The organism is Delftia lacustris (assembly GCF_040267515.1).
GTDB classification, from domain to species: Bacteria; Pseudomonadota; Gammaproteobacteria; order Burkholderiales; family Burkholderiaceae_C; genus Comamonas; species Comamonas tsuruhatensis.
This window is the reverse complement of sequence record NZ_CP141274.1, coordinates 5,312,113-5,324,998: the sequence shown is the minus strand read 5'-3', so window position 1 is coordinate 5,324,998 and position 12,886 is coordinate 5,312,113. Positions and strand designations below refer to the sequence as shown.

General features: G+C 64.6%; 10 protein-coding genes. 4 read left to right on the top strand and 6 right to left on the bottom strand.

What is annotated here, in order from left to right:
- Positions 1-12: 12 nt before the first annotated feature.
- Positions 13-1,242 carry a PepSY domain-containing protein gene (locus tag U6958_RS25820; protein WP_061288303.1) on the top strand — a complete coding sequence of 410 codons (1,230 nt, stop codon included), beginning with the start codon at positions 13-15 and terminating at the stop codon, positions 1,240-1,242.
- A 335-nt stretch (positions 1,243-1,577) separates the two neighbouring features.
- On the opposite strand, the gene U6958_RS25815 is transcribed toward U6958_RS25820, so the two are convergent.
- Positions 1,578-1,856 carry a PsiF family protein gene (locus U6958_RS25815; RefSeq protein WP_016454694.1) on the bottom strand — a complete coding sequence of 93 codons (279 nt, stop codon included), beginning with the start codon at positions 1,854-1,856 and terminating at the stop codon, positions 1,578-1,580.
- 193 nt (positions 1,857-2,049) lie between these two features.
- Here U6958_RS25815 and U6958_RS25810 point away from each other — a divergent pair, with 193 nt between their 5' ends.
- From U6958_RS25810 to U6958_RS25800, 3 genes are all read left to right on the top strand, one after another.
- Positions 2,050-2,877: an undecaprenyl-diphosphate phosphatase gene (locus tag U6958_RS25810; RefSeq protein WP_016449688.1), complete on the top strand. Its 828-nt coding sequence runs from the start codon at positions 2,050-2,052 to the stop codon at positions 2,875-2,877.
- A 183-nt stretch (positions 2,878-3,060) separates the two neighbouring features.
- Positions 3,061-5,049, top strand: coding sequence for an acetoacetate--CoA ligase (locus U6958_RS25805; RefSeq protein ID WP_074921574.1), 1,989 nt, complete (start codon positions 3,061-3,063; stop codon positions 5,047-5,049).
- A gap of 128 nt (positions 5,050-5,177) precedes the next feature.
- Positions 5,178-5,618, top strand: coding sequence for a MarR family winged helix-turn-helix transcriptional regulator (locus U6958_RS25800; protein WP_016449686.1), 441 nt, complete (start codon positions 5,178-5,180; stop codon positions 5,616-5,618).
- A 140-nt stretch (positions 5,619-5,758) separates the two neighbouring features.
- Here U6958_RS25800 and U6958_RS25795 read toward each other — a convergent pair whose 3' ends face one another.
- From U6958_RS25795 to U6958_RS25775, 5 genes are all read right to left on the bottom strand, one after another.
- Complete coding sequence (locus U6958_RS25795; RefSeq protein ID WP_074921573.1) at positions 5,759-6,646, bottom strand: alpha/beta fold hydrolase; 888 nt, start codon at positions 6,644-6,646, stop codon at positions 5,759-5,761.
- The gene (locus U6958_RS25790; RefSeq protein WP_016449684.1) at positions 6,643-7,719 is read right to left on the bottom strand and encodes a proteasome-type protease; all 1,077 of its coding nucleotides are present in this window, start codon (positions 7,717-7,719) and stop codon (positions 6,643-6,645) included. The genes U6958_RS25795 and U6958_RS25790 overlap by 4 nt, the downstream gene beginning before the upstream one ends.
- A gap of 55 nt (positions 7,720-7,774) precedes the next feature.
- Complete coding sequence (mutS, locus tag U6958_RS25785) at positions 7,775-10,363, bottom strand: DNA mismatch repair protein MutS (RefSeq protein WP_074921688.1); 2,589 nt, start codon at positions 10,361-10,363, stop codon at positions 7,775-7,777.
- Positions 10,364-10,664: 301 nt separating this feature from the next.
- Entirely contained in the window at positions 10,665-11,279 is a 615-nt protein-coding gene (locus U6958_RS25780) for a DUF4276 family protein (RefSeq protein ID WP_047468872.1), read from the bottom strand.
- Positions 11,280-11,294: 15 nt separating this feature from the next.
- Positions 11,295-12,725 (bottom strand): AAA family ATPase, encoded by a 1,431-nt coding sequence (locus tag U6958_RS25775; RefSeq protein ID WP_074921572.1) that lies wholly within the window; start codon positions 12,723-12,725, stop codon positions 11,295-11,297.
- Positions 12,726-12,886: the final 161 nt, after the last annotated feature.

The following is a 12,886-nucleotide window of genomic DNA, read 5'->3' as shown; positions in this document are numbered from 1 at the left end:
GCGATCTGAAGCATGCGCGCGTTGTGGACGGTGGTGCACCGCTGGATCGGCCTGGTGCTGGCCGGTTTCCTCACCATGGCCGGCCTCACGGGGGCCGTGCTGTCCTGGGACCATGAAATCGACGAATGGCTCAACGCCGACATGCTGGAGACCCCGGCACGCGGCCCGCTGAAGACCCCGCTGGAGCTGGCCGCCGCCGTGCAGGCCAGCGAGCCGCGCGCCGAGATCAGCTACATGACCCTGGGCCTGGTCGAGGGCGAAGCCGCCATGTTCATGGTGCGCCCCCGGCCCGACCCGGCCACGGGCCAGGCGCCTGCGCTGGGCTATGACACGGTCTTCGTCGATCCGGTCAGCGGCCACATCACGGGCCAGCGCAACGGGCGCAGCTTCGCGCTCAGCCAGCGCAACCTCATGCCCTGGCTGCGCCACCTGCACGAAAGCCTGCTGGCCCCGCGCTTTTGGGGCACGGACCGCTGGGGCTACTGGTTCATGGGCAGCCTGGCCCTGCTGTGGGTGGCCGACAGCTTTGTCGCGCTGCTGCTGACCTTTCCCGTCAAGCTCAGGAAAAGCGCCCCGCGCCTGACGGCGGCCATGGGATCGTGGTGGCGGCGCTGGCTGCCCTCATGGCGCGTGCGCTGGGGCGGCGGCGCCTACAAGCTCAATTTCGACCTGCACCGCGCGGGCGGCCTGTGGGTCTGGGCCGTCATCGTCATCGTGGCCTTCACCTCGTTCTCGCTGAACCTGTACCGCGAAGTCTTCTACCCGGTGATGAGCACCGTCTCCACCACCACGCCCGGCCCCTACGAAACCCTCAAGCCTGCGCCCCAGGGCACGCTCCTCGTGCCCAAGGTCTCGTTCGCCCAGGCCATCGCCATCGCCCAGAGCGAGGCCAAGCGCCTGGGCTTCGCCCAGCCCGCCGGCGGCATCTGGTGGGGCGGGGACTTCCCGTTCTACAACATCTCCTTCTTCGACCCGCACGACGAAACCGGCGCCATGGGCATGGGCCTGTCCAACATCTACGTCAGCTCGGACAACGGCGAAGTCCTGGGCACCTACCGCCCCTGGCACGGCACGGCCGCCGACGTCTTCGTCCAGCTGCAGCTGCCCCTGCACAGCGGCCGCATCCTCGGCACCCCCGGCCGCGTGCTCATGTCCTTCGTCGGCGTGCTCGTCGCCGTCCTGTCGATCACCGGCGTCATCATCTGGTGGCGCAAACGCAGAGCCAGGAAGATGACCCCCTGAGCGGCTGCGCCGCTTCCCCCTTCCCGCTTCGCGGAGGGGGACGCAGCCCTCACTGCGGGGCAGCCCTTGCTCGGCTGCCCGCGCTTGAGCCCTGCGAGTTTGAACGGCTGTCGGTAGTGCACGGCCCCATTGATAGCCAAATCAGAAAACTATCCGCCTAAACAGCAAAGCCACCGAAAACGGTGGCTTCAATGAAGGCTTGCTGCAGAAATAGGGCGCAGCCTCCAAATCTGGCGCGGCCCAAAGCGAGGGACACCGAGCAAGGGCCGCCCCGCAGCGAGGGTGTCGTCCCCCCCGCGCAGCGAGAGGGGGAAGGCGCGCAGCGCCTCAGGGGGTCAGTCCTTCTTCAAGCATTCACTCATGAACGCCTTGCGCTCGTCGCCCTTCTTGCCGGTGGCGTCGGCATTGCAGGTCTTCATGCGTTCCTGCTGGCGCTTCTTGCCGTCGGACAGGCAGGACTTCATGAACTCCTTGCGCTCGTCGCCCTTCTTGCCGGCGGCTTCGGTGTTGCAGGTGCCCATCAGCTTTTGCTGGGCCGTGGGGGCCTTGTCTCCGGCGGCCATGCCGATGCTGCAGGCCAGGGAGACAACTGCCAGAACAACGATTTTTTTCATGATGGAATGGTTTTGAAGGCGCGCCGAAATCCAGCGCCCCCACATTGCAGCACAGCGCCGGGCGCACAGCAACGTTGCGCGCCGGCCGTTGTAAAAGTTTGCGATTGCCGCCGGCGGGCCGGCAGGCGTCCATCGTCAGGCCATGGCCAGCGCAGATAATGGCGCACTTTTGCATTGCGACAGGACGCTTGCCGTGGACATTCTTTTGCTGGTCAAGGCCGCCATCATGGGCATCGTGGAAGGGCTGACGGAGTTCCTTCCCATCTCCTCCACCGGCCACCTCATCCTGGCCGGTTCGCTGCTGGGCTTCGACGATGCCAAGGCCAAGGTCTTCGACATCGCCATCCAGACCGGTGCCATCTTCGCCGTGGTGCTGGTGTACTGGCAGAAGATCCGCTCCACCGTGGTCGACCTGCCCACCAGCGGCCAGGCGCAGCGGCTCACGCTGAACGTCATCATCGGCTTCCTGCCGGCCGTGGTGCTGGCGCTGATCTTCGGCAAGTTCATCAAGGCGCACCTGTTCACGCCCACCGTGGTGGCCACCACCTTCATCCTGGGCGGCTTCGTCATCCTGTGGGCCGAGCGCCGGCCCGCCTCGGCCATGCGCGTGCAGACCGTGGACGAGATGACGCCGCTCGATGCCCTCAAGGTCGGCCTGGTGCAGTGCCTGGCCATGATCCCCGGCACCAGCCGCAGCGGCGCCACCATCATCGGCGGCATGCTCATGGGCCTGTCGCGCAAGGCGGCGACCGACTTTTCGTTCTTCCTGGCCATTCCCACGCTGATCGGCGCCGGCGTCTACAGCCTCTACAAGGAGCGCGCCCTGCTGTCGGTGGACGACATCCCCATGTTCGCCGTGGGCCTGGTGTTCTCCTTCATCAGCGCCTGGCTGTGCGTGCGCTGGCTGCTGCGCTACATCTCCACCAACAGCTTCGTGCCGTTTGCCTGGTACCGCATCGCCTTCGGCATCATCGTGCTGGTCACGGCCTTCACGGGCCTGGTCAACTGGAGCGGCGGCTGACCAGGGCCGGGCCATCGATGGGGACAAGCCACCTTCGGGTGGCTTTTTTGCGTCATGTACCCGGGGGAGCAACCGCATGACGAGCGCGTGGTTGCCCCATGAAAACCCCTGTACTTCTGAGAATGATGATGTTCTATGGTTATAAAAAATATGTTTTTTTTATAACTTTTTCCGAGGGTTGCCATGGCCATCGAACAAGGGCAGTTGATGTGGCGTCCCAGCCCGCAGCAGGTCGCGCAAAGCGGCCTGGCGCGCTACATGGATTGGCTGGCTGCGGCAAGGGATAGGCGCTTCGATGGCTACCAGGCGCTGTGGCAGTGGTCGGTCACGGATCTCGATGGCTTCTGGCGCTCGATCTGGGACTACTTCCAGGTCATGGCCGACGGTGACCCGACGCGCGTGCTCGGTGAGCGCGGCATGCCGGGCGCGCAGTGGTTTCCCGACACGCACCTGAACTATGCCGAGCATGTGTTCCGCAGCGCCAGCGCCGAGCACCCGGCCATCATCGCGCGCTGCGAAGGCGCCGAGCCGGTGGAGCTGTCATGGCGGCAGCTGGAGCGTGACGTGGCGGCGCTCGCGGCCCGGATGCGCGAACTCGGCCTGGGCCGCGGCGATCGCGTCGTGGCCTACCTGCCCAATGTGCCCCAGGCGGTCGTGGCCTTCCTGGCCTGCGCCAGCATAGGCGCCATCTGGTCCAGCTGCGCGCCCGAGATGGGTGTTTCCGTGGTGCTGGACCGCTTCCAGCAGATCGGCCCCAAGCTGATTTTCGCCACCGATAGCTATGTCTACGGGGGACGGTGTTTCGATCGCCGCGCCGTACTCGGCGAGGTGCTGCGGGGATTGCCCGAGATAGGCCATGTGATCCATGTGCCCGGCCCCCTGTTCAGGCCCGGGGACCCCGCATGCGAGCTGCCCTGGCGCGATGTCATGGCCTGGGCCGACGCTCTGGCCAGGCCCGCAGAGCCGGTCTTCGAGCGCTTGCCGTTCTCGCACCCGCTGTGGGTGGTCTATTCCTCGGGCACTACGGGACTGCCCAAGGCCATGGTGCACAGCCATGGCGGCATCGTGCTCACCCACCTCAAGACCCATGGGCTGCAGCACGACGTGCGGCCCGGCGACCGCTTCATGTTTCTGGGCAGCACGGGCTGGATCGTCTGGAATCTCATGGTGGGCAGCCTGCTGGCTGGCGCCACCGTGGTGCTGTCCGATGGCAACCCGACCTCGCCCGACGATGGCGCATTGTGGGACTTCATCGATCGCCAGCAGGTCACGCTGTTCGGTTGCGGCGCGGCCTTTCTGGCCAAGACCATGAAGGATGGCGTGGTGCCCGCCCGGGGCCGCCGCTTCGAGAAACTGCGCGCCATCAATTCCACGGGGTCGGCGCTGCCGCTGGAGGCCTACGGCTGGGTCTACGAGAACATCAAGCGCGATCTGTGGCTGGCCTCGGTCAGCGGTGGAACGGATATCGCCTCGGGCTTCGTGGCCTGCGCGCCCCTGCTGCCCGTGCGTGCGGGCGAGATCCAGTGCCGTGAACTGGGCGTCGCCGCGCACGCCTTTGACGAGCAAGGGCGCAGCGTGACCGGCGAGGTGGGCGAACTGGTGATCACCGAACCCATGCCTTCCATGCCCTTGTATTTCTGGAACGACGCCGATGGCCTGCGCTACCGTGAAAGCTACTTCGACGTCTTTCCCGGCTACTGGCGCCATGGCGACTGGATCTCGTTCAGCGAGCATGGGTCGGCCGTGATCTACGGCCGCTCGGACACCACGATCAACCGTTTCGGCATCCGCATGGGAACGGCCGAGATCTACCGTGTCGTCGAGGAAGTTGACGAGGTCTTGGACAGCCTCGTCGTGGACCTGGAGTTCCTGGGGCGCCCCTCTTTCATGCCCTTGTTCGTGGTGCTGGCTCCGGGCCTGGTGCTGACGGATGCGCTGGTGGCCCGGATCAAGGATGCCATCAGGGCCCAGGCCTCTGCGCGCCACGTGCCCGATGCGGTCATCCAGGTCGCCGAGATTCCGCGCACCCTCACGGGCAAGAAGATGGAACTGCCCGTGCGCAAGCTGCTGCTGGGTGCAGAGCCCGCCAAGGTGGCCAGCCCCGACGCCATGGCCAATCCGCGCAGCATCGATTTCTTCGTGCAATACCGGGCTCGGGTCCCGCTGGCCTGAGGTGCGGCGACCCTGGCCGATTTCATCCATGACGCAGGAGACAAACCCATGACCGTCTCTATCGAAAGGTCCGCCAGGCCCCATTCGATGCGCCTGGCCCCCCCTTGGACCGAGCCACCCCATCGCCCATGAAGTCAGCACTCCAGCAGAATTTTCTGATGCAGCAGTTGGGCCACTGCACGCGCCTGGCCCATGCCACCGTAAGGCCTCACTATGCGAAGCACATGCTGGCGCTGGATCTCAAGCCGTCGGAGTTTGCCGTGCTGTCGCTGATCTCGGCCAATCCCGGCGCGTCCCAGCGCCAGATCGCCGAGACCGTGATGATTTCCCAGCCCAACATGGCGGCGCTGATGGAAAGACTGCAGGTGCGCGGCCTGCTCAGGCGCGAGGCCGATCCTGCGGACAGGCGCCTGTCGCTGCTGTATCTGACGGCCGAGGGCGAGCGCCTGCACGAAAAGGCGGCGGCGCAGGTGGAAATTCTGGAGCAAGAGGCCAGCCGCATGCTGAGCGCTGAGGACAAGCAGCAGCTGCTGCGCCTGCTTCACAAGATGATCGATTGCGCCGGGTAGCCGGCCCACCATCGCCAAGACCCTCGCCCGCTGCCGTGAACGCCGATGGGGCCCGATCCTTGAGGAAGGCGCCAAGGGGTTCAAGCACCACCGCATGGTCCAGGGTTGCCATCCGGATCTCGGCTTGAGCCGGACGCCGCTCAGGTTTGCATGTTCAGCAGCGCGGCCTCGATGGCGGCGGCCGTGGCGTGGGGCCGCTCCATGGGGAACAGGTGGCTGCCGTCCAGCATCATCACGCGCCCGCGCGTGATGCGGCGCGTCAGGTCCATGCCCACCTGGCGCATCTCCACCGAGGCGCGCCCGCCGATGAAGGCCGCCGGGCAGCGCAGCGGATGGTGGTGCAGCAGCGAGGCCAGGTTGTGCGGCAAGGTGTTGTAGATGGCGGTCTCCACCTCGCGCGTGAAGTGCAGCGTGCGCCGGCCGTCCAGGTCGGCCAGGCCGCCCTGCACATAGTCCTGGAGCACCTGCGGATGCCATTGCGCAAACACCTTCTTGGCGCGGAAATAGGCCAGCGCCTCGTCATCGCTGTCCCAGGCATTGCGGCGGCGCGCGCTGATCTTGCCTGGCGAGACCGAGCCCACCAGCTGCGTGCGCTTGGCCACCCCCACCGCATTGGCACGCCAGCCGCTGAGCAATGGCGAGTCGATCAGCAGCACGCCGCGCGCCAGCTCGGGATGGCGCGCGGCCGTCATCACGCTCAGGAAACCGCCCAGCGAATGCCCGACCAGGAAGACCGGACCGCCCACGCGCTCGACCTCGGCGCGCGTGAAATCGGCCAGTTGCTCGACCAGGTGCGGCCAGTTGTTGGTGACGGGAAAGCGCGGGTCATGGCCGAAGCGCTCCACGCCCTGCGCCGCGATGCCGCGCTCGGCCAGCAGCGAGAGCAGCAGCCGGTAGGTGGGCAGCGGAAAACTGTTGGCATGCGAGAACACCACGGGCAGCGGCGCCGATGCAGTGCCCGCGCCCGTACCCGTGCCGGCAACCGCCGCATCGCTCTCGGCCCGCTGTGCGGACCGGGCCGCGTTCACGGCCGAGGCTCCTGGCCGGCCTGTGCGGCGCCATCGGGCACGCCTTGCTGGTGGCCCGAGGGCTGGCCTGCATCGGGCCGCACGGGCGATGCCGGGCCCGGCTGCTGGGGCGTCATGGGTGTCATGGGCGTCATGGGGGAGGTCGCAAGACCGTCTGCCGTGGAGGTGCCCAGGCCCGCGCCCGTGCCGCTGTGATAGGGCTGGCGCAGCGCCGCAGGCGGCAGCCGGCCCATGCTGCGCGCCGACGAGCGCAGGGCGCCTGCCGGCGCGTTGACCTTGGTCAGCGGCTGGGCCTGGCGGCTGTGCACGCGGATGGGCACCTCGGAGGCGCCGCCATCCCAGGCCGGGTCCTCGATGCTGTCGAAGACATGGCGCAGGCGCTCGCCCCAGCTGTCGTGCAGCATGCGGAAATACGGATTGCTCTCGTCGATGCTGACGATCTTGTCGGAGGCGAAGCGGTCCTTCTCGTACACGATCAGGTCCAGCGGCAGGCCCACCGACAGGTTGGACTTGAGCGTGCTGTCCATGGACACCAGGGCGCACTTGGCGGCCTCGTCCAGCGGCGTGCGCGGCGTGATCACGCGGTCCAGCACGGGCTTGCCGTACTTGGACTCGCCGATCTGGAAGTAGGGCGTCTCGCTCGTGGCCTCGATGAAGTTGCCGGCCGAATACACCTGGAACAGCCGCATGGTCTCGCCCTGGATCTGGCCGCCCAGCACCAGCGAGATATTGAAGTCCACGCCCGACCGGGACAGCGCCACGCCGTCGCGCTCGTACACATGGCGCACGGCCGCGCCCAGCACGCGGGCCGCATCGAACATGCTGCGCACGTTCCAGATGGTCAGCATGTCGCCCGTGGCCTCGTCGCGCAGCTGCTGGCTCTCCAGCAGCTCGCGAACGGACTGGGTGATGGACAGGTTGCCGGCCGACAGCAGCACCATGAAGCGGTCGCCGGGGTTCTCGTAGACCATGAGCTTGCGGAAAGAGCTGATCTGGTCCAGGCCGGCATTGGTGCGCGAGTCGGCCAGGAAAACCAGGCCGGCGTTGAGCTTGATGGCAACGCAATAAGTCATGGAAGCGTCCGAATCTGCGGAAATGGCAAGTTTAGTGCGCGGAGAGTGACCGCGTTCAGGCAGCGATCTTCTTGAGCTGGTAGAGGGCCTCCAGCGCCTCGCGCGGGCTCAGCGCGTCGGGATTGATGGCGGCCAGCGCCTGGGCCAGCGGGTCGTGGCGGCTTTCGGGCTCGGGCATGTCGGGCGCATCGAACAGGTCCACCTGCAGGCGGCCATCGTCGGCATGGGCCTCCAGTGCCTCCAGCGCATGGCGCGCGTGGTGCAGCACGCCGGCCGGCATGCCCGCCAGCTTGGCCACCTGGATACCGTAGCTGCGGCTGGCCGGGCCGGGCTGGATCTCATGCAGGAAGACGATGTCCTGGCCTGACTCCGCCGCACTCACATGCATGTTCACGGCCGCGCGTGCCTTGGCCGGCAGCTCGGTCAGCTCGAAGTAGTGCGTGGCAAACAGCGTGAAGGCGCGCGTCCTGTCGTGCAGCTGGGTGGCGATGCCGCTGGCCAGCGCCAGGCCGTCGAAGGTGCTGGTGCCCCGGCCGATCTCGTCCATCAGCACCAGGCTGTGCGGCGTGGCCGAATGCAGGATCTGCGCGGCCTCGGTCATCTCCATCATGAAGGTGGACTGGGCATTGGCCAGGTCGTCGGCCGCGCCGATGCGCGTGTGGATGGCGTCGATGGGCCCCAGCCGGCAGCTGGACGCCGGCACATGCGAGCCCATGCTGGCCAGCAGCACGATCAGCGCCACCTGGCGCATATAGGTCGATTTGCCGCCCATGTTGGGGCCGGTGATGATCTGCATGCGCGTGTTGGCGTTCATGCGCGTGTGGTTGGCGATGAAGCTGCCGCTGGAGGTCTCGGCCATGCGGGCTTCCACCACCGGGTGGCGGCCGGCCTCGATCTCGATGCAGGGATGGTTCACGAACTCGGGCGCGCACCAGTTCAGCGTCAGCGAGCGCTCGGCCAGCGTGCACAGCACGTCGATGGCGGCAATGGCACCGGCCACGCGCGTGAGCGCCGGCACATGGGGCTGCAGTTGGTCCAGCAACTGCTCGTAGAGGAACTTTTCGCGCTGCAGCGCACGCTCCTGCGCGGACAGGGCCTTGTCCTCGAAGGCCTTGAGCTCGGGCGTGATGTAGCGCTCGGCGTTCTTCAGCGTCTGGCGGCGGCGGTAGCGCTCGGGCACCGCGTCCTTGTAGCTGTTGGTGATCTCTATATAGAAGCCGTGCACCTTGTTGAACTGCACGCGCAGGTTGGGAATGCCGGTCAGCAGCTTTTCCTTGGCCTCCAGCTCCAGCAGGAAGTCATCGCAGTTGTTCTGGATGGCGCGCAGCTCGTCCAGCTCGGCGTCGTAGCCCGTGGCAAACACGCCGCCGTCGCGCACCAGGGCGGCCGGCTCTTCCATGATGGCGCGCACCAGCAGCTCGGCGCAGCCCTCGGGCGGCTGCAAGTCGGCAAACAGCTGGGTCAGGTGGGCCGAGGGTGTCTGCCCGGCCTGGGCCAGCACGGCCGCCTTGTGCAGCGTGCGGCCCAGTCCCACCAGCTCGCGCGGGCGCACCTGGCGCAGCGCGGTGCGCGCGGTGATGCGCTCCACATCGCTCACGCCCTTGAGCTGCTCGCGCAACTGCTGCCAGGGCGCGGCCATGCCGCCTGCGCTGGCGCCCTGCAGCGCCCGCGTGGCCTCCAGCCGCGCCATGGCCTGCGTGCGGTCGCGGCGCGGCTCCAGCAGCCAGGCCTTGAGCAGGCGGCTGCCCATGCCCGTCATGCAGGTGTCCAGCAGGGAGAACAATGTGGGCGAATCCTCGCCGCGCAGCGTCTTGACCAGCTCCAGGTTGCGGCGCGTGGCCAGCGGCAGCGCAATCAGCTCATCGTCGCGCTGCACCTGCAGAGCGTGGATGTGCGACAGGCTGCGGCCCTGCGTGTGCTCGGCATACGACAGCAGCGCGGCGCTGGCGCCATGGGCCAGCGGCAGGTCCTCGGCCTCCCAGGCCTTGAGGCTGGCGGCGCCCAGCAGCTCCAGCAGCTTGCGCTCGCCCAGGCCGCCGTCGAACTGCCAGTCGGGGCGCGGCGACAGCGGGCAGGCAATGGAGCCGCCATGGCGCAGCGCGAACAGGCTTTGCTCGAAACGCTCGGTCACGCCCGCGCTGTAGATCAGCTCGCTGGGCGCAATGCGAGAAATCCAGGCGCCCAGCTCGTCGTGGGAGCACTCGGCCAGGTGGATGCGCCCCTGCGTCACCGCCATCCAGGCCAGGCCGCAGCGCTGGCGCCCGGCCGTGTGCAGGGACAGCAAGATCGCTTCGCTCTTGTCCGACAGCAGCTCACTGTCGGTCAGCGTGCCCGGCGTCACCACGCGCACCACCTTGCGCTCCACCGGGCCCTTGGCGGCGCCCACCTCGCCCACCTGCTCGCAGATCGCCACCGACTCGCCCAGCTTGATCAGCCGGCCCAGGTAGTTCTCCAGCGCATGGAAGGGCACGCCCGCCATCGGAATCGGCTGCCCCGCCGTCTGCCCGCGCGTGGTCAGCGTGATATCCAGCAGCCGCGCCACCTTCTCCGCATCCCCGAAGAACAGCTCGTAGAAATCCCCCATGCGGTAGAAAACCAGCGTGTCGGGGTAGTTGATCTTGATGCCCAGGTACTGCTGCATCATGGGCGTGTGCGCCGACAGATCAGGGGCCGGAGAGGGCTGTGTGCTTTGCGAGAGGTCGCTCATTGGCTTGGGAATCAACAGGTTGCGGCGGCGCGAAGGCGCCGGGCAAGGCCTGCCTGGATGGCGCGGGGCCGCAGGAAGGCGCAGGTGTACGTTTGTCGTGCTGCCCTCCTCAAACCGTTTCCTTGAGGGCTGCAAGGTGACAGGCAAAGACCACATTATTGACTACGTGGGATAGACGGTCGGCCTGATGTGGTTCGTAGTGGTTGGGAGGCCGCGGTGGCTTCACGCTTGAAGTCAATCAGGTGAAATTGGCACGGAAAAAATCGATCACCTGTTTTTCGGCAAATTTGAAAGACTCAAGTTGACGCAGCAAACTGGGATCCAGGATTTCGGCTACGCGATGCCGGGCCGCTTCCGGATGGAATCTTCGTCTGTGCCTTCCAGTCACCTCGGCGGCGGCGGTCAGCGACTCGAACAGTTTGCTCTTGGGGTCTGCCAGCTCTTCTATGGCATTTGCCTTGGGAAGTTTTAGCGGAATGCGCCCCTCGGGGTTGCCTGCTGCTGAGCGGATTGCCCTCTCGTCCAACAACAGCCAACTTTCGGTCATTCGTACAGGCACAAGGCAGATATGCGGCCGATGCTGGGTTACAGATTCCGCCAGTGCAGTCCGAATTTCCTGAACGCGGTTCGCAAGAGGTTCGCGCTCTGCATCTCTGTGAATAAATAGCAGATCGCAGGGGAAAAGCTCTATTACCCGCGGTATTCTGGATTTGAGTGATCCTGAATGAAGGCCTTCAGCAAAAAGCGTGCGATGAGGAAGTGGGCTCCATTCATCCAGAAGATACTGGACGATGGGTAGCAAAGTACGGTCGGAGGTTCCGTCGGTGATCAAGGTTGCTGTGAGGGTTTTCATGCACTGACCATCCCATCAAGCACTATGAAAAAGATCCAGTGTCTCACTGGGTAAATGGTCTACAACATGTTTTATGCCATTGCTCTTCGATTTCATCCTCATGCCAGATAGGTAGGCGTGCAACTCACCCCTTGTGATAAAGCCTGTCTCGGAAGTTGCCAACACACGCTCTCGCCAAGTCCCTTTAATCGGTTTGAAATTTGCGAACGAGGCTCCCCGCAGACGCAAAGACTCCGCAAACAGTAGCTCGTCGTCCAAAAGCTCAGCGACGACCAGTGGAGAGTGTGTGTTGATAATGACCTGACGCAGTGAATGCTGAACGGCCAGTTCTTCTCCCGATAGGTCAGCATCGGAAAGCTCTTTCACCAAGCGAAGCATTTCTGGAATGCGCAAAGGGTGGATGCCGTTCTCAGGTTCTTCCAAGCACACCAGTCCTTCGGCATCTGGATCACTGGCAAGTACGGCAAGGGCAAGAAAACGAAGCGTTCCGTCGGATAAAGAGCTTGCAGAGTACGGACGTCCATCGCTCATTTTTACTGACAATGTGCGTTGCTGCCTCGCCTCGTCGGTATCTACATCCAAGGCCGTCACGCCGGGAATCAGGTCGGCCAGTCTGTTTGCGATGTCTCCGTATCTCCCTAAGCGAAACAACGTATTAGGCATATGCGCGCCAGTTGAGGAAAGCGACGCATCGCCAAAAACATCATCCGGCGCGCGCAATGCCGAAGGCTCCAATTGCAACATGCGCCAGGACTGCATTTCTCGGCGGGCTGCCAATGCCGTTGGGTGCGATGAAAGATTAACGCCAGAAAGAATGGTTTGAGGACTCTTGCGGGCCGAGATTTTCTGAGGCTGACCGCCGCCTCGATCACTGCGCAGCAGGATCGTGACGTCCGAGTCTTTGTTATCGGTTTGGATGAAAGGCGACGTACGTGCACCGGGTCCGAAGATGAGTTTCTTATTCTTTGCCAGATCTGAGCCACCGTTGAATGCAAGGAATTTTTGCGCTTCACTGGATGGCTTGGCACGCAATTCTTCGTGCTCGATGTAGATCGGATCCTTTGAAGAGCCCGGTGCTGCTTCTGTATTAAGTCGAAGCACCAAGGAGTATTCAAGCAATGTTGCTGTTGGCTTGACACTGCGGTCAAAGTCATCAACGACCTCATTGCGAACGATCATTTCTGCGAGAAACTCCATTCGAAGTTCTTTCTCACCTTTTTCATGGAAAAAAAGAGATGCAAACTCAGATGCTCGACCATGTGTGCCACGCACGTTGCTGCATGCCTTGAGAATGGGCATAGACGCTAAATCGCACAAAAAAGTTATCGCATCGAACAGGTTCGATTTCCCGACACCGTTGGCGCCAGCAATACATGTGAACAGACCGAACTGGACATCGATCTTTCGGAGATTCTTGAACCCAGAGACTTTCAAGCGAGTCAACATGATGTTCCTTGGACGATTTGCAGGCGATGCTTTGGCTTAGGCGGTGTGGGGTCGTTACAGAACGTAATCGTGAGGGCCTAGCCGAGCACCGTCAAAGTATGACGCCATGCGCTGGGCGATGGTCTTGCAACTTTGGGAAATTTGAGGTCGCCACCCTCAAA

What these genes read in the sequence shown, in the direction of transcription:
- U6958_RS25820 (WP_061288303.1), top strand. Translation starts at nt 13, where the DNA reads ATGCGCGCGTTGTGGACGGTGGTGCACCGCTGGATCGGCCTGGTGCTG.
- U6958_RS25815 (WP_016454694.1), bottom strand. Translation starts at nt 1,856, where the DNA reads ATGAAAAAAATCGTTGTTCTGGCAGTTGTCTCCCTGGCCTGCAGCATC.
- U6958_RS25805 (WP_074921574.1), top strand. Translation starts at nt 3,061, where the DNA reads ATGGCCATCGAACAAGGGCAGTTGATGTGGCGTCCCAGCCCGCAGCAG.
- U6958_RS25800 (WP_016449686.1), top strand. Translation starts at nt 5,178, where the DNA reads ATGAAGTCAGCACTCCAGCAGAATTTTCTGATGCAGCAGTTGGGCCAC.
- U6958_RS25790 (WP_016449684.1), bottom strand. Translation starts at nt 7,719, where the DNA reads ATGACTTATTGCGTTGCCATCAAGCTCAACGCCGGCCTGGTTTTCCTG.
- mutS (WP_074921688.1), bottom strand. Translation starts at nt 10,363, where the DNA reads ATGATGCAGCAGTACCTGGGCATCAAGATCAACTACCCCGACACGCTG.
- U6958_RS25780 (WP_047468872.1), bottom strand. Translation starts at nt 11,279, where the DNA reads ATGAAAACCCTCACAGCAACCTTGATCACCGACGGAACCTCCGACCGT.
- U6958_RS25775 (WP_074921572.1), bottom strand. Translation starts at nt 12,725, where the DNA reads ATGTTGACTCGCTTGAAAGTCTCTGGGTTCAAGAATCTCCGAAAGATC.